The following is a 19,896-nucleotide window of genomic DNA, read 5'->3' as shown; positions in this document are numbered from 1 at the left end:
TCGACACCTAAGACTAGATACCTAAGACTCGACACCTAAGACTCGACACCTAAGACTCGACACCTAAGACTAGGGCCGCAAATAGTGGTGCAGGTCGATGAGGGAGCCGATGGTCGGCACCCCGACGGGCACCCGCGCGCCGGGACTACCAACGAACTGCACCGTCTGCATCCCGGCGGCCTGCGCGGCAATCGTGTCGATGTCCCGGTCGCCGACCCCGAGACACTCAGCCGGGTCAAGATTGTGACGCTTTAGCAGCTCCAAGTGCATGGTCGGGTCAGGCTTGCGGGGCATGGTCTCGGATGCACAGATCATGTCGTCCACGCGCAGTTTCGTCACGCGCACCAGTAGTTTTGCACTGCGTTCATCGCGATTGGTGACGACCAAGTTCAGTCCGCGCATGCGCTTAATTTCCGTCATGACACTGACCGCTCCGGGCATCAACGGTGCCGCACCCTGTGCCCATTTTTCTTTCAGCGCCGTGTAGGCCTGGTCGAACCGCTCGGGCGCGATGTCGAATCGGGAGGAGAGTGTCTCGATGGTGTTCTGAATCGAAACGTTCAACATCTGCTGGAGTTCCGACTCGGAAATGCGAGTTCCGGTCCCATTCAATACCGAGAGGAACGCTTTGCGGATTGACGGATAGGAATTCACCAGTGTGCCGCCGAGATCCCAAAACACGTGTCGAACAGTCATGTTCCTAATTGTTGCCGAATTATCCGGCGATCAGGTCACACTTTCGGCAAAAGGTTAGTCGTGCTGGTGACTCGGTGCGCAGGCATCTTCGACGTCGACCATCCCCAGCGGTTCGAGCTGGAAGGTGGAGTGCTTGACTGACACGGGGAAGTGGCTCGCCACACACTCCTGAAGATCATGCAGAATTTCGGTCGCGTGCCCATCGTGGAAGCACTGGTCTTCCAGCACCACATGGGCGGTGAGCACCGGCAGATCCGTAGAGATTCTGGAGGCATGCAAGTCGTGCACATCAATCACGTGGGCAACCTCGAGGATGTGCTGACGCACCTGCTCGAGGTCGAGTTCCGGGGGAGTCTCTTCCAACAGCACCCCACCCGATTCCCGCAAGAGCTTGAGTGCCCGGGGGATGATCAGTGCGGCGATCAGCAAACCGACGATTGCATCGATGCCGGTCCATCCCGTTGTGGCGATCACAATCGCCGAAATGATCACCGCGACGGAGCCCAAGGCATCCGTGAACACTTCTAGGAAGGCTGCGCGCATATTGAGCGAGCTGCTCCGACCACCTGAGAGCACCAGCATCGCAATAATGTTGCCCATCAAACCAACAACGCCGAAGATCAACAGTGCTCCGGAGTGAATTTCGACGTCTTCGCTGAATAGCCTGCGGATGCCTTCGTACACGGCATAGAGGCCGACCACGAGCAGCACGGCGGCTTGCATTGCAGCGGCAATTACCTCAGCGCGGCGAAAACCCCAAGTATGACGGTCAGTTGGTGGCTTCAGCATGAGCGAGGCGGCAGTCAGCGCCATCAGCAAACCGCCCGCATCCACCACCATGTGACCCGCATCCACCAAGAGCGCAAGTGAGCCGGTCAGCACCGCCCCGACCACTTCCGCGATCAGAATCGCGGTGGTGATGCCGAAGGCAATCGCCAGTCGAGTGCGGTTGGTGGCGTGGTGCGAATGATCGTGGCTCATGGTCTTGCCAGGGTAGCCCGTCTGCTGCACGAAGCGGCTAGAGCCCTATCTGACGCAGCAAAGCCACCTACATCGGCCAGGTGTGGCCTAGCCACCCAAATCGGGGGAGACACCCATGGTGACCTCGACCGTCTGCTCCTTACCGTTGCGAATCACCGTGAAGGAGGCGGTTTCACCCACCTTCAGTGCGCGAACGGTTCCGACCAGATGCTCGGAACTCGTGATCTGTTTGTCGTTGATTGCCACAATCAAATCGCCGACTTCGATTCCCGCAGCCTCTGCCGGGCCGTCCTCCACGACATCCTTCACATCCGCACCAACGACGGCCGAACCGTCGCTCAGATCGGCTTGGCCGGTTGTGGTTGAGGTGCCGAGATAGGCGTGTTCCACTTTGCCGGTATCGATCAGTTGACTGGCAATATTCTCTGCCAACTGCACCGGAATCGCGAAGCCAATGCCGATGCTTCCGGAGGTGCTCTCGGAGCTTCCCAGCGTGGCAATGGATGAGTTAATACCGATCAGTTGCCCCGCGGCATCAACGAGGGCGCCTCCGGAATTCCCGGGGTTGAGCGGAGCCGAGGTCTGGATCGCGTTCGTCACGATGAGGCTATTTTCAATTTGACCGGTCGAAACCGGTCGATCAAGCGCCGAGACGATACCCGTGGTGACCGAACCGGAGAGCCCCAGTGGGCTACCGACTGCCATCACCTCGGCGCCGACCTCAAGGCTGGTCGAGTCTCCGCGAGCGAGTGCTGCGAGACCAGCCGGGATTTCTTCGAGTTGGATGACCGCAAGATCCGTGGCGGCGTCCGATCCCACCAGCGTTGCTGGATAGGCGTGGTTACCGACCATTACAACGATCTGACCACCATCGGCAGCGGTCTCGACAACGTGATGGTTCGTCACCACGTGGCCCTGATCGTCCCAAACCACACCTGAGCCTTGACCGGTTCCAGCGGAGCTCGAGACCTGAATTGAAACCACCGAATTCGACACCGCTTCGGCCACAGCAGTCCAATCGATATCCGCGCCCTCGACCTGCACCACAGCGGGAGAGGACCCGGCAATATACGGCTGCGAAAGATTAATCGCGTAGGCACTTGCGCCACCGGCAATCAGGCCAACGACGGCGGCAGTGACAATGATTGGCGTCCATCCCGGTGCGCGGCGTGGTTTCTTCGCGCGTGTCGAACCCGATCCAGCAAAATACGGTTGCGGTCCGGCCAAGGGGGAGTGCTGTTGGCCGAATTGCGGCGGCTCGCCATAGCCGCCGTTGTCATGGCGCGGGGCCGGCTGCCCGTAGACAGTCTGCTGCTGACCCACCTGGCCGTACGGGGTCTGTGGCACGCCGTATTGCGGATCCAAAGGAGGCAAGGGCGGCATCCCGTGGTCTGGGGCACCGCATTGCGAGTCGTCAGCAGTCATGACTCAAAAACTTAGTCGCCGAACGATTAAGGAACCCTGGAGCCAACTTAAGAATTTGCTATGTCCGGGTCTGGCGCGGCAGCGAGTTTTTCCCCAAACCGCTGCTGCGCGCCCTGCTTGGTGAGCCCGTACACGGTACCGATTTTCGCCCAAGACACCCGCGCATCCCGCGCGGAGCGAATGGCTTCGAACTCCATGGCATCGGCAAGTTCACGCGCCTGACGTGCGGCCGCGAGCTCTTCGAGTTCCGTTTCCGCGCGCTCATAGGCCAGCAACGCCTCAATGAGCTTGCGTCGCAGTTCGCCGGGGGAGTCGAGATCACGTTCAACCACACTCCAAGAGTACCAAGTGATGGCAACGAAGGGTTGACACTTTCGTCAAGAGTTGGTTGACTCTAGCCATCCACGAAAATCACCGAAAGGCGTGAAACATGGCGAAGAAGACCAAAAAGGACGACAAGGTCGCCAAGCTGACGAAGAAGCAGGCGGCGAAGGCCGAGAAGCTCGCAGCAAAGGCAGAGAAGAAGGCCGAAAAGAAGGCCAAGGCCGCGAAGAAGGACGCCAAGAAGACCGCGAAGAAGGCTGAAAAGGCCGTTTCGAAGAAGGTCAAGGCCGTCAAGAAGGGCGCCAAGTCGAAGGCCGCTAAGAAGTCGAAGGCCAAGAAGAAGAACAAGAAGAAGTAACTCCAAGAGGCTTCCTTGCCGGATCCGCAATTCCTTGCGGTCAGGCAAGACGTCGAGGTGGGGTCGCACATCTTGCGGTCGCCACCTCGACGTCTTTAAGCACTGTGGATCCAGTTAGTTCGCAGAAAGCTTTTGCACCTCAGCGTTGAGGTTATGTCGCGCGCGGGCTTCCCAGATCGTGTTTGCAGATTCGAGGCGGTAGATCCTCGGGCGCGCTAAGTATCGGCGCAGAATTTGCGCACGTCCCCGTCGAAAATCTGGCTCGCTGACATGCGCGTATTCGACACGAACCGCTTCGGCGTATTCTGCGTAGCGTCGTTCACCAGCGGCAAAGATTGCCAGATCAGCGTCGAGCATCTGCGCGAATGGCCGCGACACCTCGGCGAATGGTGTTTCCGGAGTCGTTGCCAAAATACAATCGTGGACTTCCTCGATAAGTCGCACGGGCACGCCCAGCGAGACAAGTTGCGACTGGGCAAGTTCGGCGGAGGCGCGCTCATCTTCTCCGAGCGCACCCGCGTAGACCGCATCATGAAACCACGCCGCGAGCAGCGTTACCGGTTGGATTTGCTCGCCCGCAATCGCAAGCTGGTCGAGCGCTAAGAGTACGTCTTCGAGATGGCGTTGGTCGTGGTAGCTGCGATGCGGCTCGTTCCAGCGGCCAAGGAGCTCCCACCCAAGCGCAGTCCAACGCGTATCCTCACCAAGCTGGAGGCGCTCCCCAAGCCGTGACCATTCACGCAGCAAGAATTCTTCCCGGCGCACGGACTTGATCTTCCCGCGGTCTACCTGTCGCACTCTTAAGCCGGAAGCGCGTAGGGCGCGTACCAGTGCGTGGCCGGAAACCGGCACAGCGCCAGCTGATATCGCCCGGTCATAGTTAAATTCAGCAACGTCATAGTGGTCGAGATCGAAACTACGTCGGGGGAGTCCGAGGCTCCGAGCGAAGGCGTGCAATTCGTCAAGACTCACATCCGACACGAGGTGGCTCCAGCGGTAACCGTGTGCCGGCCACCTGGGCGGGTCAATCAATATCGCCATCGCCCCAGGGTAGTTGGCTAGCCTCGTGCCTCGTGAATTTCTTTGAGAGTGCGTGGTTTCAGGAGCTGTGGGAGCGAGTGATTCCGGCGGCGTCGCCCGCGGCCCTGTCGGTGCAGACACTGATCATTGTGCTCGTTGTCGCCGCGATTGCCGTCGGGGTTCCTTTCGTCTGGCTGCGTTTCCGACTGCTGGTGACACTCGTACACGAACTCGGGCACGCAATTATTGGGATGCTGGTAGGACGAAAGTTCACCGGTTTCGTATTGCGAGGGGATATGTCCGGCGCGGCGGTAACCGTTGGCCCGGTTCGCGGGTTTGGACGAGTCATCACGACTTGGGCCGGTTATCCCGCACCGGCAGTTATCGGGGCGGCCTTCGCTTGGCTGAGCGGTGAGGGATGGGCTGCACCGGTGATCAGCATGGTGCTGCTGATTCTTTTGATTGCGCTGTTCAGAATCAGATCGCTGCTGACCGGATTGGTGATGGTCATTGCGATCGCGGCTTTTGCTGCCCTGTGGTGGTGGCGTGTGGATGCGATTCAGGCGCCAGTGCTGTTGGGTCTGGGCGCTGTGCTCGTCGTAGGAGCGTGGCGACACCTCGGGGCGGTCCTGCTTGGTGGCGGCTCGCAAAGCGACCCCGGTGTTTTGGCACAGCTCACCGGCGTGCCAAAACTGGTGTGGAATCTGAGTTTTGCGGTGATCTGTGGCCTAGCAACTTGGGTCGTTGCGGCGGAATTCGCGATACTCATTCGGTAGTTGTGCTGCTTCGACTCGGGTGATCAGGCCTGTTGGACGCCTCAGTCGAGGGGGAGCGTCGAATCTTCTCGCAGGGCAGCTTCGAGGGGCTCGGTGAGGGTCGTCACATAGGTAGCCGTGAGGTGATGCTGATCGCGGAAGGTAAGTACGTCACCGATGATCGGCGAGCACTCGTCTTCCGGGCACACCAGTTCACTCATGTCGACCGTCGAAACGTCTACCTCGGTTGCTGCCTCGAGTTGTGCATCCGCACCGCCTGAATTTCCCTGGCCTTGGGGGAGCGTGCAGCTGTTGAGCGAGTCCAGATGCGTGGCAACGCACTCGGGCACATCAATTCCTGCAGCCGGCGGATCGACAAGCACCGTGAGCTCGATCTCGGCGTCCAAGACTGTTTGCCATGCCTGCGCGAGCCCGTCGGCATAGGACTCATCATTCACGGTTCGATATCCGTAGGAACTTACGATCACGTGGTTGGGTTTGCGCTCACCCGTGAGGGCTTCGGTGACCTGATCATTCCAGTCATCACAGCCGCTATTTCGCTGATCGTGGCCGTCTAATACCGACACGGTTGCGAAGGGGCAGGATGATTTTGTATAGATTTCAAGGCGCCATCCCTGCTGCTTCGCAATCGGTTCCAGCGCCGGGAACCACTGCGCCGCGTGCGAATCACCGACCAGGGCAACCGTGGTGTCACCATCCGGATCGCCATAGATGCAGGGCTTTGCCACAGCCGCCGGCGAGGATTCCCCACAACCGTCCGCATAGAGCGCGGGCAGATCATCCGCAACCTCGCCGAAGGATGGGGCAAAGGCACTCGCATGTTGAATCGGTTCCCCGGCATTCGGGTCCGAGACAAGCGCCTCCGCACCCGCAACATCCTGGGCTGATACCGCGTACTGGGCAGGGATCGCGTTGAGGCTCGCACCAACCATCGCGGATCCGAGCATCATCGCAGCGCCGAGCTGCAGGGCCGAGCTGATCCGCGTTTTGAGCAACCGCCAGTTTCGAAATGGTGTCTCTACGAAGTGGTAACTCAACCAGGCGGGAAGGAAGGAGATCGTCACGACTACGAGGCCAGCCCACGGATTCAGTTCGCCACCGAGCCAGAAGGTAGCGAGCACAATGAGCGGCCAGTGCCACAGATAGAGGGAATATGACAGGTCACCCACCCACCGCATCGGGCCAAGGGAGAGCCAATAGCCGATTCCGGTGCTTGCTCGGCCTGCCATTCCGCCAACAATCACCGCAGCTGCTCCCAGAGTTGGCAACATTGCCGCAGCACCGGGGAAGGCCGGAGCCTGCGCACTGAACCACACTGCCGAAGTGAGGATGGCGCCCATGCCGAGGGCACCGAGCAGATAGCCAAATCGATCACTGATTCGTGCCAGCCGGGTCGCGTAAATCGCCACCGCGGCACCGATGCCGAGCTCCCAGAGTCGCGCGGTGGTGTGAAAATACGCGGGGGAGGGATTCACCGCAGTTTCATACACCGACCAAGCCAGTGACGGCAGAATAATCAGCCAAACACCCCACTGGAAGTAGCGCCGGATGCGTTCGGGGTCAGCAACCGGCTCTGCACGGCGCTGGGATTGTCGCTTCGCAGACCACAGGCCAATGATCATGATCACCGGCCACACCAGATAGAACTGTTCCTCAACCGAGAGTGTCCAGAAGTGTTGCAGGGGACTGGCTGCACGATCTGCGTTGAGGTAGTCGGTGCCGGCGGCAAAGTTCCAATTCGCAACGTATAGGGCGCTACCGATGAGATCTTGCCCGATGGACTGCCATCGTGTCATCGGAAGTACCGTGAGGGTCATCACGCCGACGAAGAGGAGTACCAACGTCGCGGCAGGCAGGATGCGCCGGACGCGCTTGGCATAGAAATCGGCCAGGTGGATGCGCCCCTCGCGAAGGCTTGAGCGCAGCAGTCCAGTCGTGATCAGATATCCCGAAATCACGAAAAACACGTCCACGCCGATGAATCCGCCGGAAAACAGTGGAATTCCCGCGTGGTAGAGAAGCACCACGCCAACGGCGATGGCACGCAATCCCTGCAAGTCCGGCCGGAACGCGGCAGCCTTGGACGCCGCAGCCGCCGCCTCGCTATCGGCTCCATGCTGTTGTGCATCGCGAAGGGTTTCGCGGGTGGCGGTCATCTTGTCTCTCTCTTGACGGAAAAGCGAAAGCCGCAAGTGAACCAAGAAAGACTGAACGTCGCGTTGGAGCGGGGTAGGCGTCGAGGCGCCGCGATGAGTCGTGCAGGTTGGTCGGGAGTGCGACGCAAGATTGCTGAATTGTCATAATGTGCATTATCGGATATTGCTCAGGTGCTCAGAAGCGGTCGGCGCGCGGCCTGCCGATGCGATCGGTTCCTGTGAAATCGCGTAGTATGTCCAGTAGCGCCAGTGACTGGCGAAGAAGTGTCTAATCATCACGTTGGGAGAATCTCTGTGAGCGCCCTCATCGCCATTGTCTGCATGATCGTCTTTGCAGCCGGTATTGCCTGCTATCCGCTCGCATTCCACCTGGACAACGACATGCTTTCGCTGCTTGTGTTCACCGCGGGTGTGCTGCTCAACAGCCTCGCGTTCTACATCCCATGGCAGATCGTCGGTCACAGCCGTAAGTAGCCTTCCGGGCCAATCCCCAATAATGCGTCACTAGCTCTCGCCGGTGGCGCATTACTCATACCCCAGACCCTGCGACCGCTCCACCCCGATGGCATGCCCTTTGATCCCTCACTGGATATTTCTATTCGCTTCAAAGCGCCCGCAACCGAAGTCTGGTCAGCGCTGACCGACGAACAGGCCGTTGCCAAATGGTGGCCCGCCTTTCGGATGCGCATCAAGAGGCCCGGTGGCGATAAGTTCACCGTCAACGCCGGGCCGGGCGCACCGCCGAAATCACGTCAACGAGTCAAGATTAAGATCCTCAAAATCGTGCCGCACGAGGAAATTCGACTGAAGTTACATTCAGAGCCCGGCGCGTTCGACTCGGTAGTCCACATCTACCTTTCCCAGCTCAAGCACAAGTCTCGATTGCGCGTGGTGGAATCCGGGCTGCCCGACAATGGCAGCAGCCATCAAATCGTCACGGAATGTCGAGAAGCGTGGCGAACGGCGCTGTCTGCAATCAGCGAGTACGTGGACGGTGCCACACCTTAGGCATGCCGGATAGGAAGACCGGTGCCCGGTTGCGCACTAGGACACAACCGGGCACTCACTGTCATAATGACTAGATTGTGGATTATCCGGCCGGGCAGAAATGATTCTGCGGCGCAGACCTACGCGACGTTGAAGCTCGAAACGTCACCGACGAGCCGAATATTGTCCGCCGGAATCGGCTCAACCGTCGCCTTGGCAACCTCAGCCGCAAATTCAGCCACGTTGTAGAGCTTCCCGGCCTGTTCCCGACGCTGCTCGATAGCCCCCGGGCTCAATCGGTTCAGGAGCGTTGCGGTAATCGTCCCCTCGATCATGTCCCCTGAGACCACAACGAAATCAATCGCGTTCGCCTTGAGCTCCGGCACCAACTCAAGTAGTGCATCCTCACCGGCTCGCTTGGAACGTGCCACCGGTTCGTATTCCGGCATCGTTGGGGTGGTCTTAATAAAGTGAGCCTGGTGGCTCGTAACGAACACCACGCGGGAATTCTCACTGAGGATCTCGCGAGCCGCCTGCAACATACCCACCTGGGCATCGCGATTGAGGCGCAGCGCGTAGTCCTCCCCCATGTTCGACTCCATGCCGCCCGAGGCATTCAGCACAAGAATGTCGAGGCCACCGAATTCATCTCGAATGGTGTCGATCATTGCCTTCACAGAATCGGCATCGGTCAAGTCTGCGCCAACCGCAATTGCCGTACCGCCAGCATCCTTAATCTCATTTACGAGCTTGAGCGCACGGGCTTCTTTATTCCGATAATTCACCACGACACTGGCCCCGGCCTTGGCGAAATAGCGAATCGTGTCGGCACCAACGCCACGGGATGAGCCGGTCACGAGCACGCGCTTACCCGTCAAGGATGCGGGTGCGAGCGGATTTTCAATTGCTTCAGACATGAATGCGATTCTACTTGGCCACGGACTGCGCCTCGGGAGGCGCGTCGAGACCGGTTCTGCGAGGAATCAGGGCAGACTAAGCCCATGGGTTATTTTGAGCCGGCTCCCCCGCGCATCCTGGCGCATCGCGGGCTGGCGATTGACGTTCCAGAGAACACCCTGGCCGCGTTCCGGGCTGCCTTCGATGTCGGGGTCACCCACATGGAAACTGATGCGCAGGTCACGAAGGACGATGTGGCCGTGCTGTGGCACGACGAGTCGCTCGAACGTTGGGACGGCACGAAGACGCGCATCCGCGATCTCACACTCGGCGAATTGCAGCGACGCACTCGCCAGGGTCAGCAGATTTCTACCGTGGCGGAAGCGCTCGAGACGCTCCCGGAAGCGAAATTCAATATCGATGTGAAAGATCCGGATGCCGCTGCAGCAGTGTGTGACGGCATCAAATGGGTCGAGGCGGAACAGCGCGTGCTCTTGACGGCGTTCAGCGAACGCACCTGCCGCGAGTTGCGCAAACTCCTGCCGCTGTCCTATCACGGGGCATCCTGGCAACGCATAGCCAAGGCCCTCTTTGCCATTGCCCGTCGAGATGAGCGTCATTTGGCTAAGCTCCTCAGCGACTGCGATGCCATCCAGGTGCCTCCCAAAATGGCGCGCATTGAATTACTCACCCCGCGCCGGTTGGCCGCATATAAGCGACACGTGAAAGAAGTGCACGTGTGGACGATCAATGATCCGGCCGAGATGCAGCAGTGGCTAGACGCCGGGGTCGACGGTGTCGTCACCGACCGAGCGGATCGCGGTATCCCGTTGGTGAGCCGATTTCCCTCAAACTCTCCATGATGCACCCGATGCGGCGTCCCATTCTGGTGGACTGCGGAATACGCCGCGGCGCGAAACCGTTTAGACTTAGTGGATGTGTGTGCGGTCACCGTCTCGGCCGCACATTTTGATTTGAAAGGAGTTCCGCAATGGCAGATCGCAGCTTGCGCGGCATGCGACTCGGATCGCAGAGCCTGCAGAGCGACGAGGGCGTGGTTCTCGTTGACCACCAGCTCCGTACATATGTTAGTGAGGACGGCCAGCGTTTCGTCGTGACGTTCGCCGCCGATGCCGAGGCCCCCGAGGTGTGGGTTTCGCCGAAGACCGGTGTCGAAGGTCGTCTCCTCGACGAAGAGGGAGACCTCGTTCCCTACGAAGCTCCCGAGCAGAAGGCACAGCGCACCCACTGGGACATGCTGCTCGAGCGCCGCACCGCGGAAGAACTCGAGGAAGTCCTGCAGGTTCGACTCGACTATCTGCGCGAGCGTCGCGGTACTCAGCGTGACGACCGCCGTGAGCCCACCGCAGGTGCGCCGCAGACCTCCGGTCGGGCTACCGACCTCACCAAGGTTCCGGACATCGCGAACCGCGCCCGCGCGCTGACCGCAGCCGAAAAGGAAGCCGAAGAAAAGGCCGCCAAGGCAGCCAAGCGTAAGAAGGCCGCCGCAGCCAAGAAGAAGTAACCTTAGGCCACAACGCCCCGCTCCCCTACCAATCGGTAAACGAGCGGGGCGTTTTGCGTGCCTACCAGACGTACCGTCGGACGCGTGTTGGCTTCGGAGTAGCGCGCGGGGCGGTGAGCAGCAGTGCGATGCCGATGCCAGCGAGCAAGATCTCCAGGTCCCGTCCCCAGATAAGGGCCAGGGTCGAGGCGGATGCGGTGGGTAATTCCACCGTGAAGGAACCGGGTTCGTACCAGTCCAGGGCCGCCACTTCGGTGCCGTCCGGCAGGTAAGCAGCAGACCAGCCCACGGTGGAAGCTTGCACGACCGAACGCCCGGTCTCCACCGCCCGTAGCCTTGCCGTCGCAATCTGTTGTCCAGACTCCTCCGTCCGACCAAAATCAGCATTATTGGTGGGGGTAAGGAGCACTTCGGCACCATCCGCAATTGCCGCGCGGATCAGCGAGTCGTCAACAATGTCATAGCAAATAAATACGCCGAACTTGCTGCCGTTCACCGCGATCACGTTGCTGCGCGTGCCCGGAGTGTATTCCCGCTGGATCAGACCGATCAGATCCGGCGCCAATGCCATAAAGAACTCCCGGTCTGGCACATATTCGCCGAACGGAATCGGGTGTGCCTTATCGTAGCCGGAGACTGCCCCTGCGCCGGGCACCCACAGAAACTGAGTGTTGTAGTAGTGCGTGTCCGGTGCGTCAAATTCGCCGTCCATCGTCACGGTATTAGCGAGGATCGGCGCACCGACATACTCCGACACCTCGTCAAGAATTGCCGCGGCCGAGTCCGAATACCAGGGGCTCACATCCACTGACCCTTCGGGCCACAGCACCAGGTCGATGTCATCCAGGTCTTCGGCAGCGAGGGTCTGATCGGCGTGCGCCAGCAGGATTTCGCCCCGCTCGGAGGGAATGAAATAGCTGGCACCCGGGGTATCGCCCTGTACTGCGAGGATGCGCACTGTGCCGGTCTGCGGCGTCGGCCACGGCGGCCAGACGGCCAGCAACATAAGGATTAGGATGAGCGTGCCGACGCGATATGACGCTTCGCCCAACCGAGCCATTCGAGTGATCCGATCTGGTGACGAGCGCGCAATGAGCTCAATCGCAAAGGCACAAAACCACACGATCACAAAGCTGAGCCCGCTCAGGCCAAACCAGGAGACCAACTCCACAAACGGTGAGTTGGACTGTGACTGTGCGAGCCGTCCCCACGCGAATCCACCGTAGGGAAAATTCGCCGAGAGCACCTCGCGCAGAGTCCAGAGGGACGCCACGGCAAGCGGTAGGGCACCGAATGCCCGAAGAACTCCGCTACGACTCGGCAGGCGACGATAGGCGAGCGCAATCAGGGGAAACACGGCGGCCCACCACAGCCCCATCAGCACGCACAGCGCAATCCAGGGCAGTGGCCCAAGGAAGAGTGAGGTCCACAGCACGTGCTGCAGATAGAACGCAAGCCCGGCCAAGAACCCCAGGCCCGCGGCAAAGCCTGGTTTTTGGCCGCGGACGCTCCAGAGAATGAGCGCTACCCCGATAAAGGCGCAGGGCCACCAACCTCGATCCGGGAAGGCCAAGGGCAACATGAGTGCCCCGGCAAGTGCGGTGACAAGTGCCGCGGGGCGAGAAAGCGCTTGCGACTGCGCCCGGTTGTTCTTCGGGAGTACCGTGCGGGTTGAACGATGCAGTTTGGTGAGCATTACGCTCAATTCTCGGCTCCCGAATATGCCACGATGCCATGGCGCAGCAGATTACTGGCCTCCTGGGCGGCCTTTGCGAGCTTGCCGGTTTCAACCTGCGAGATTTGGTCAAGCAGATCGATGGCCTGTTTGCACCAGCGTACGAAGTCACCGGCGGCAAGATCCGCCCGCTCAAGCACCCGCTCGAGCGGTGAGCCACTCGCCCAGCGGAACATGGCCGGCACCAAACCGGTCGCAAGTGGGTTCGTGCGCGGCACCCGATGTTCGCGTTCGAGGCCGTCCAGTCGTTCCCAAATCGCCTCGGTCTGTTCGAGTGACTCTCGGAAGCCACCTTTGGGAAGATGGCCTACGGGCGGATTCTCTTCATCGCGACGCGGCTCATAGGTGAGCGCGCAGGCCATTGCCGCAAGGGCTGCCGGTTCGAGTCCCAGCCAAACCTGACGACGGATGCATTCTGCAACCAGCAGATCCCGCTCACCGAAGATTCGTTTGAGCCGCTGCCCGTGCGCGGTGGTGTGCACTTCGTCTTCCACGTCACCGTGCTTGAGATAGCCAAGTTCTAAGAGCATGTCCGTGAGCCGGTCGAAGGTGCGCGCCACGGCACCTGTACGACGCGAAATCTCAGTGGTGAGCTTCTCGGTGTCCCGCTGCAGCTTCCAGTATCGCTCCGCCCAGCGCGCGTGATCTTCCCGCTTGGGGCAGTCGTGGCAGCCGTGGCGCTTCAACTGGTCCCGAAGGGCCTGGAGCTCCTTGCTGCGGGTCTCGCGGAGCTCGTGGAAACGCGGATCATCCTTCAGAATGCGTTGCTTCTCGAGTTCGCTGAGCTTGCGGCGGATTTCGGAGTACTCATGGAAGTCACCGTGATCACAGTGCATCGATTCTGTATATCCCGCCAAGGCTTCACGCTGCTGCTTCACCCGACGAGCAATATCCACCACGGCACGATCAGCTTGGAACTGCGCGAAGGAAGACTCCAACAGCGCCCGGGTCCGCTCACGGCCAAACCTGTCCACCAGATTCACCGTCATGTTGTACGTGGGGCGGAAGGAGGAGTTCATCGGATACGAACGCTTCGAGGCGAGCGAAGCGATGTATTCCGGCTGCACACCATCGCGCCATTGCACAATCGCGTGGCCCTCAATATCGATGCCGCGACGCCCGGCACGCCCCGTGAGTTGGGTGTACTCCCCAGGGGTGATTGGTACCCGTGACAAGCCGTTGAATTTCTCAAGGTTTTCGAGCACGACCGTGCGTGCTGGCATGTTAATACCGAGCGCGAGGGTTTCGGTCGCGAAGACGACCTTCACGAGCTTGCCTTGGAACAGTTCTTCGACAATCTCCTTAAACGCGGGCAGCAGGCCCGCGTGGTGCGCAGCCACGCCGCGTTCGAGCGCATCCCGCCATTCCCAAAAGCCGAGCGCGGTGAGGTCTTCCTCCAGGATGTTCCGCGTGCGCTCCTCCACGATCCACCGAATTTCGTCGGCTTCCTGCCTGGTCGTGAGCCGTACCCCCCAGTTGACGACTTGCTGCACCGCAGCATCGCAACCGGCGCGCGAGAAAATAAAGAAGATTGCCGGCAAGAGGTCGTAGTCATCGAGCATCTCGACGAATGGCCCCCGATCGAGCCTTGGGGTGTACCGTGCGACTTGCCCGGCCCTGCCACCGCGACGCGATCGCCCGTGACCCCCGGTGCCGCGAAACTGTTGGACCGCCCGTACGAGGTCGGGATTCACCTGATCGGTGAGCTGATCCCGTTTTGTGCGAAAAAGATCGTGTAGTTGCGACCCCACGAGCACGTGTTGATACAGCGGAGTCGGTCGAATTTCGGAAACGATGACCTGCGTATCGCCGCGGACCGCCTGCAGCCAGTCGCCGAATTCCTCGGCGTTGGACACCGTCGCCGACAGGGACACCAACCGCACCTCACTCGGCAGGTGGATGATGATCTCTTCCCACACCGCGCCGCGAAAACGATCGGCCAGATAGTGGACCTCGTCCATCACCACATAGGCGAGGTCGTGCATCAGATCGCTGCCCGCGTAGATCATGTTGCGCAGCACTTCGGTCGTCATCACCACAATGCGCGCTTGCGAGTTGATATTCACGTCGCCAGTAAGCAGACCCACTTCGCTGGCCCCGTAGTCGGCAACGAATTCGCGATACTTCTGATTCGAGAGTGCCTTGATGGGCGCGGTATAGAAGATCTTTGCGTTCGGATCGCGCATCGCCAGAAAAACCGCGAACTCGGCGACGATCGTTTTTCCAGCTCCGGTGGGCGCGGCGACCAGCACCGAATTGCCTTCCTCGAGGGATTCGCAGGCGTGCGCCTGAAATTCGTCGAGATCGAAGCGCTGCAGGCTCTTGAACAGCTCGAACTCCGGAAATCGACTGCGTTTTTTCGCTCGCGCGAATCGTTCCGCGGCGCTGAGCTCCGTCAAGCTAGTCTCCCCTGCTCATCTCACTGGACCCCAGTAGGTTTTCCCTCAGTTTCGCATCCCGTTTGGCCTGTCGCTTGTCATGCAGCAGCGCGATTCCGACCGCAGCGAAATACAGCGCGATCATAGGCAACATGAGCAGCACCATGCTGAGAACATCGGCGGCAGGGGTTGAAATCCCGCCGAAGAGTGCCGCGATCAAGATTGCCCAACGCCAGCCACCAAGGATCGTCTTGCCGGCGAGTATCCCCGCGAAGTTCAGCATCACCAGGATGACGGGGACCACGAAGGCTACGCCCACGGCTAGGCAGAGTGTCAGTACAAAGGAGTAATAGGTCTTGGCGTCGTAGAAGACCGTGTCTTTCTCAGGAACGAACATCGCCATCACCTCGATCATCCGTGGCATCAGGATGAAGCCGAGCGCAACGCCACCAAGGAATAGCGGAATGGCAGCTCCGAGGAAGCCGATGATGTAGCGCCGCTCCCCCTTCTTGAGGCCGGGCATGAGGAACATCCAGGTCTGATAGAGCCAGACCGGTGAAGACACCACGATGCCGAGCGTGAGCGCGATCTGCAGCCGCAGATCGAACCCGGTGGTGACGTTGCCGAAGTTAATTGAAACGCGGCCCTCGCGAGTCTCCTGCAGTGTCTCAATGGGTCGACGAATGAGGTCAAGAACGATATCCGTGAGGAAGAACCCTGCGACCATGCCTATGGCGATGGCAATCGCAGAAATGATCAGCCGGTTGCGGAACTCAATCAGGTGCTCAACAAGCCGCATCCGGCCTTCGGGATTGCGCTTCCGCGACGTAGCTGACCGGTTCCGCGGCGTAGCCGCCATGGCGACTACCTCGTGGAGTTGTCGTTACCGTCGGCCTGGGTGTTCGACGGTGGTGTATCGGATAGTGGGGTATTTGCTGGTGGCGTGCTTGCTGGCGGTGTGCTGGTTGCGCCTCGATCTGCACCGGACACATTCGAACCGTCTTGCTCCGAATCCCCCGCAGCGCGATCATTCGATTCCTTTTTCATGGTGCTCATTTCACCCTTGAAGATTCGCATTGACTCACCGAGGCTCTTGGCGAGCTTCGGCAACTTCGGTGCGCCAAAAAGGAGCAGCACGATAATCAGGATGATGACGAAGGTCCATCCACTGAGGTTGCCAAAAGGCATGAGTTATCCCTTCTTAGGGTGCGTGGCCAGATGCTTAAACTGCATCGGGTTGGCGTGGATCAGTGCATTGGCACGTTCGAGTTTTTCTTCTCGGCGCGCTTCGCGGCGGTCGTCTCTTGCTTCGACGAAGGCTTCCCGTTCATCCAGAACCTGTCGCGTTGGGCGCAGTATCGCGGATTTCCGGGGTTCATACGGAACCGTCGCTTGTTCAGCGACTTCGGCAAGTTCCTGCTGGATGAGATCAAGTCGCTCGATCTCAGGCAGGACGGCATTGAGCTTTCGCCACAACCAGATTGCGCCGACGACGAGTACGGCAAGGAGCAGGACCACGAGTCCCACCCAAATCAGTACCCAAGACCACCACGGCATAATGCTCAAGTCTACGCCTTCGGGCTCGAAAGCGTGCTGCCACCGCTGAGCGCCTCTTGCGCCCAGCGAACCATGAAGCTTCTTGCCTCGGCGGGCCCTTCAATCATGAACGCTCCCGCATTTTCGGCGGCCAAGCGGGCAGCCACGTGCAGGGATCGAAACACAATCGAGCAGCGAGAGAAACCATCGCTGTCCAACGGTGGAAAATCCCGTGCATCCAGATAGGGGCGCAGCGCGGCAAACACGCACGGAGCGATGGCGGCGTCGACTCGCTGCAGCCCCTGGCCACGCACCTGCAGCGGTTGATTGCGATCCTGCTCCGAATACTGTCCGATCGGCTCATCGAGTTCGGTGAAGGTGAGGATGCGATCGTGCCGGAACCAGCGCATCCCCTCGCGCAAGTGGCAATACGCCAGTAAGTACACCATGGCACCGCGCACCTCGATGCGTAGTGGGTCGACGGTACGGGTCTCGGGAGCATCCGCAAACTCCCGGAAGTAGCTGAATTGCAGTTGCGTGCTCCGGTCAAGCGCTCGACGCATCGCCGCGACTACCGGTGCCTCAATTTTCTCGGCCACACTATCGGAAGCTTCTTGGCCGAGGAGCTTCGCGGTAAGCCGGTCGAGGATTTCGGTCTCCTCGGGGTTCCGAAAGTCTCGAAGTGTCGACAGCCCGGTGAGCACCGTGGCAAGCTCTTGCGGCTGAAACCTCCGGGTTACTTTCGCCGCGGGATCGTGCGTCAGTTTTACCCACGGGTCCTCTGCTGCCAGGCCGTCCGCGTCGAAGTCGAACATGTGCTCATGCCCGTTGAGCGAGGAATCGGGGAACTCCAGCGTCCAGAGAAAGTCAATAATCCCGATCATCCGCGTGGCGGGGAGACCAAAATGTTCCGCCATCTCGTCGAGGTCGTAACCGTGCTCGCTACGACGAAGATAGTCGAGCACCGAGGTCACCAGAACCGGGTCGACCTTGGTTGATTCAGCCATCCGCGTCCTCCACGCCGTCCTGTTTCGCAGCTGCCTGATTTCCCGTGGCGGTCGCATCTCGATGCTCACCCAGCATCCGGGTTAGCCGCTCACGCACACCTTCGACCACCTCATCGGGCGAGAGGACGCGCACTGCGGTCCCCATCCCGGCGAGTTCATCCGCAAGGAGCCCGAGATCCCAATCGTGAATAACCAGTTCATGCCAGGTGGTGGCGCGGTCCTGCGGCTGCGTGCCCTGGGCGGGATCGGGAGCTGCAGTCGTTGACTGTGCGCGGGCTCGCAGTCTCACCTCAGCTTCGCTATTCGCCTTGACTTGCACGGTGACCGCCTGCCGGGCCGCGATCTCTTCAAGGCTTGCGATGAGGGCGCCGGTGTCAACCTGCTGGCGATTGTGGCTGCCCACTTCTACAACGTCCGAGAGGATGCGCTTGAGCAGGAAGTTACGAGGTGCCTCGCGAAGGTGATCATAACCGTGCAGGAGCCAGCGCCCGCGGTGGCTGAAGAGCGCTAGTGCGTCGACCTGCCGGGTTTCGGGCTGGCTCGCCCGATGTTTGAGGTAGTCAAAGCGAATCTGCTGTGACCGCGCGACCGCATCCCGGAGCGCCCCGAATACCGGCGGCGTCGAGATAACAGTTCGAGGCACCGAGCCCGCCGGCGTCGCCCCGGAATCGGCCTGCCCAAGTAACTTGACATAGGTCAATCGCGCATCGCTGTGCAGGCTCGGGTCAAGCCAGGCTGCCGTGGCCTCATCCACCAGCAGTACCTCTTCGGCCGTGAGGTCAACGCTGGCGCCACCGGCAGCATCCTGCACCACGGCATAGCGCCACTGGGCCCGATCGCCAGGAGTCTTAGGGTCAGGTACCGTACCAATCTCAATCCCCGTTTGGGCGAGCGCTTCCCGATCCCGCTCAAACATCTTCTCGAGACTCGAGTTATCCCCTTGCGGGTTGAACCGCTCGCGGTACTCATCCACCGAGGTATAGATCTCCCGCGCCGAAAGCGGCCGCGGTGACTCCAATAGCCGAATCAGTAGCCGCACCTGTCGCGCGTGATTGGGCGACAGAGCTCGTCTTACCGGGGAAGATGCTGCCATGGGTGACGTTGTGGTTCCTCGCTAGAGCGTCTCGATAATGTCGACTACGAACACGAGTGTGGATCCGGCCGGGATCGACGCAGATTCGCTGTCACCATAGCCAAGCTCCGCTGGGAACACCGTCGTGATGCGCGAGCCGACCGTCTGACCGACCAGCGCGTTCGCAAAGCCTTCGACGACGCCCGTGGTCGAGAAGGAAATCGGGGTGCCGCCCCTGGTCCAACTCGAGTCGAACTCGGTCCCGTCGCTAAAGAGGAGCCCCGTGTACTGCACGGTGACGTAGTCGCCGGCTTCCACCGTGGCGCCGTCTCCCTTGATGGTCACGTCAATGACCTGTTCGGTGGGTTCTGGCTGGTCTGAGTGCACTTCAATCGTGGGTGCTTCGCCCGGATTCGCCGAGGTGGTCACGAGTGACTGGGTGGCTTCCTGTGGTGTGCCATTGGCGGCGGCACCGTCTTCGATGCTTTGCACGTCGAGGATGAGGAGCATCGGGTCCACGTTTTCGGAGCCGGTCGTCGTGCCGAGCATGACTGCGGCAGGGATAACCAGACCGATTCGAGAATTCGAGGGCACACCATCCAAAGCCGCGACCACGTATTCGGGTAGCTCCGGATTGCTGAGATCAATCGGGCCTTGACTCGAGAACTCGGTGGCGGCTTCGCCGGTTCCGAGGTCGTAGATCTGTTCCTTCCAGACCACGGTCGACTCGCTCGTGATCGCCTCGCCGCCCCCGTCCACGACGATGGTTCGCTCCATGAGTTCCCCCACAAGATCCGCACCCGGAGCAGTTACCTCTGGCGTATCACCGAAGTTCTCGGAAATCGTGGCGGCAGCGATTGCATCGCCTCCGTCGACGACCTCATAACTCGGTGCGACTCCGGTGTCTTCGACGGCGGGAGCGGAGGCTTCCGGATTGGAGCTGCCTGAGCAGCCGCTCAGAAGCAACGCGAGGCTGAGAGCGCTAGCCAGCAGCAGAGAAGAGCGTGAACGCATAGGTAGCAA

At 60.3% G+C, this 19,896-nt stretch carries 20 protein-coding genes and 1 pseudogene; 6 read left to right on the top strand and 15 right to left on the bottom strand.

Translation table 11 applies throughout. The features are described from left to right. Positions 1-69: 69 nt before the first annotated feature. The 4 genes from F8O05_RS05175 to F8O05_RS05160 all read right to left on the bottom strand — a co-directional run bounded on the left by F8O05_RS05175 (position 70) and on the right by F8O05_RS05160 (position 3,434). The gene (locus tag F8O05_RS05175; RefSeq protein ID WP_158051673.1) at positions 70-696 is read right to left on the bottom strand and encodes an HAD family hydrolase; all 627 of its coding nucleotides are present in this window, start codon (positions 694-696) and stop codon (positions 70-72) included. A 54-nt stretch (positions 697-750) separates the two neighbouring features. After that, on the bottom strand, positions 751-1,677 hold the full coding sequence (locus F8O05_RS05170) for a cation diffusion facilitator family transporter (protein WP_158051672.1): 927 nt from the start codon (positions 1,675-1,677) through the stop codon (positions 751-753). Positions 1,678-1,764: 87 nt separating this feature from the next. Further along, positions 1,765-3,102, bottom strand: coding sequence for a S1C family serine protease (locus tag F8O05_RS05165; RefSeq protein WP_225735746.1), 1,338 nt, complete (start codon positions 3,100-3,102; stop codon positions 1,765-1,767). A 47-nt stretch (positions 3,103-3,149) separates the two neighbouring features. Continuing rightward, the gene (locus tag F8O05_RS05160) at positions 3,150-3,434 is read right to left on the bottom strand and encodes a hypothetical protein (RefSeq protein WP_158051671.1); all 285 of its coding nucleotides are present in this window, start codon (positions 3,432-3,434) and stop codon (positions 3,150-3,152) included. A 98-nt stretch (positions 3,435-3,532) separates the two neighbouring features. On the opposite strand from F8O05_RS05160, the gene F8O05_RS14755 reads away from it, so the two are divergent. Continuing rightward, entirely contained in the window at positions 3,533-3,784 is a 252-nt protein-coding gene (locus tag F8O05_RS14755; protein WP_192497038.1) for a hypothetical protein, read from the top strand. A gap of 114 nt (positions 3,785-3,898) precedes the next feature. Here F8O05_RS14755 and F8O05_RS05155 read toward each other — a convergent pair whose 3' ends face one another. Next, positions 3,899-4,825, bottom strand: coding sequence for a DUF4031 domain-containing protein (locus F8O05_RS05155; protein WP_158051670.1), 927 nt, complete (start codon positions 4,823-4,825; stop codon positions 3,899-3,901). Between the two features lie 32 nt (positions 4,826-4,857). On the opposite strand from F8O05_RS05155, the gene F8O05_RS05150 reads away from it, so the two are divergent. After that, the gene (locus F8O05_RS05150; RefSeq protein ID WP_158051669.1) at positions 4,858-5,580 is read left to right on the top strand and encodes a M50 family metallopeptidase; all 723 of its coding nucleotides are present in this window, start codon (positions 4,858-4,860) and stop codon (positions 5,578-5,580) included. A 41-nt stretch (positions 5,581-5,621) separates the two neighbouring features. Here the strand turns inward: F8O05_RS05150 and F8O05_RS05145 are convergent, their stop codons facing one another. Beyond that, positions 5,622-7,736 carry an acyltransferase family protein gene (locus F8O05_RS05145; RefSeq protein WP_158051668.1) on the bottom strand — a complete coding sequence of 705 codons (2,115 nt, stop codon included), beginning with the start codon at positions 7,734-7,736 and terminating at the stop codon, positions 5,622-5,624. Positions 7,737-8,030: 294 nt separating this feature from the next. On the opposite strand from F8O05_RS05145, the gene F8O05_RS05140 reads away from it, so the two are divergent. Both F8O05_RS05140 and F8O05_RS05135 read left to right on the top strand, forming a co-directional pair. Continuing rightward, positions 8,031-8,210, top strand: a complete 180-nt coding sequence (locus F8O05_RS05140; protein WP_158051667.1) for a hypothetical protein — start codon at positions 8,031-8,033, stop codon at positions 8,208-8,210. A 93-nt stretch (positions 8,211-8,303) separates the two neighbouring features. Further along, positions 8,304-8,744: an SRPBCC family protein gene (locus F8O05_RS05135; protein ID WP_158051666.1), complete on the top strand. Its 441-nt coding sequence runs from the start codon at positions 8,304-8,306 to the stop codon at positions 8,742-8,744. A gap of 119 nt (positions 8,745-8,863) precedes the next feature. On the opposite strand, the gene F8O05_RS05130 is transcribed toward F8O05_RS05135, so the two are convergent. Further along, positions 8,864-9,640 (bottom strand): SDR family oxidoreductase, encoded by a 777-nt coding sequence (locus F8O05_RS05130; RefSeq protein ID WP_225735745.1) that lies wholly within the window; start codon positions 9,638-9,640, stop codon positions 8,864-8,866. A gap of 84 nt (positions 9,641-9,724) precedes the next feature. On the opposite strand from F8O05_RS05130, the gene F8O05_RS05125 reads away from it, so the two are divergent. Both F8O05_RS05125 and F8O05_RS05120 read left to right on the top strand, forming a co-directional pair. Further along, positions 9,725-10,483 (top strand): glycerophosphodiester phosphodiesterase family protein, encoded by a 759-nt coding sequence (locus tag F8O05_RS05125; protein WP_158051665.1) that lies wholly within the window; start codon positions 9,725-9,727, stop codon positions 10,481-10,483. Between the two features lie 128 nt (positions 10,484-10,611). Next, positions 10,612-10,965 (top strand): annotated as a pseudogene (locus F8O05_RS05120) (RNA polymerase-binding protein RbpA); the annotation flags it as partial. A gap of 241 nt (positions 10,966-11,206) precedes the next feature. On the opposite strand, the gene lnt reads toward F8O05_RS05120, so the two are convergent. Genes lnt through F8O05_RS05080 form a run of 8 tightly spaced genes read right to left on the bottom strand, consistent with a single transcriptional unit; the run spans position 11,207 to position 19,887 of the window. Further along, positions 11,207-12,841: an apolipoprotein N-acyltransferase gene (gene lnt / locus F8O05_RS05115; protein ID WP_158051663.1), complete on the bottom strand. Its 1,635-nt coding sequence runs from the start codon at positions 12,839-12,841 to the stop codon at positions 11,207-11,209. A gap of 5 nt (positions 12,842-12,846) precedes the next feature. Continuing rightward, positions 12,847-15,279, bottom strand: coding sequence for a DEAD/DEAH box helicase (locus F8O05_RS05110; RefSeq protein WP_158051662.1), 2,433 nt, complete (start codon positions 15,277-15,279; stop codon positions 12,847-12,849). Position 15,280: 1 nt separating this feature from the next. Then, positions 15,281-16,117 carry a twin-arginine translocase subunit TatC gene (gene tatC, locus F8O05_RS05105; protein ID WP_225735744.1) on the bottom strand — a complete coding sequence of 279 codons (837 nt, stop codon included), beginning with the start codon at positions 16,115-16,117 and terminating at the stop codon, positions 15,281-15,283. A gap of 5 nt (positions 16,118-16,122) precedes the next feature. Next, complete coding sequence (gene tatA / locus F8O05_RS05100; protein WP_158051661.1) at positions 16,123-16,446, bottom strand: Sec-independent protein translocase subunit TatA; 324 nt, start codon at positions 16,444-16,446, stop codon at positions 16,123-16,125. 3 nt (positions 16,447-16,449) lie between these two features. Continuing rightward, positions 16,450-16,815: a hypothetical protein gene (locus F8O05_RS05095; RefSeq protein WP_158051660.1), complete on the bottom strand. Its 366-nt coding sequence runs from the start codon at positions 16,813-16,815 to the stop codon at positions 16,450-16,452. Positions 16,816-16,826: 11 nt separating this feature from the next. Further along, entirely contained in the window at positions 16,827-17,801 is a 975-nt protein-coding gene (locus tag F8O05_RS05090) for a WYL domain-containing protein (RefSeq protein ID WP_192497037.1), read from the bottom strand. After that, entirely contained in the window at positions 17,794-18,894 is a 1,101-nt protein-coding gene (locus F8O05_RS05085) for a helix-turn-helix transcriptional regulator (protein ID WP_158051658.1), read from the bottom strand. Before F8O05_RS05085 ends, F8O05_RS05090 begins: the two co-directional genes overlap by 8 nt. Positions 18,895-18,915: 21 nt before the next feature. Next, positions 18,916-19,887, bottom strand: a complete 972-nt coding sequence (locus F8O05_RS05080) for an FKBP-type peptidyl-prolyl cis-trans isomerase (protein WP_158051657.1) — start codon at positions 19,885-19,887, stop codon at positions 18,916-18,918. Positions 19,888-19,896: the final 9 nt, after the last annotated feature.

Origin of the sequence: Gulosibacter chungangensis (assembly GCF_008831155.1) — a bacterium.
In the GTDB taxonomy this organism is placed as follows: Bacteria; Actinomycetota; Actinomycetes; order Actinomycetales; family Microbacteriaceae; genus Gulosibacter; species Gulosibacter chungangensis.
This window is presented reverse-complemented; position numbering and strand designations above follow the sequence as displayed.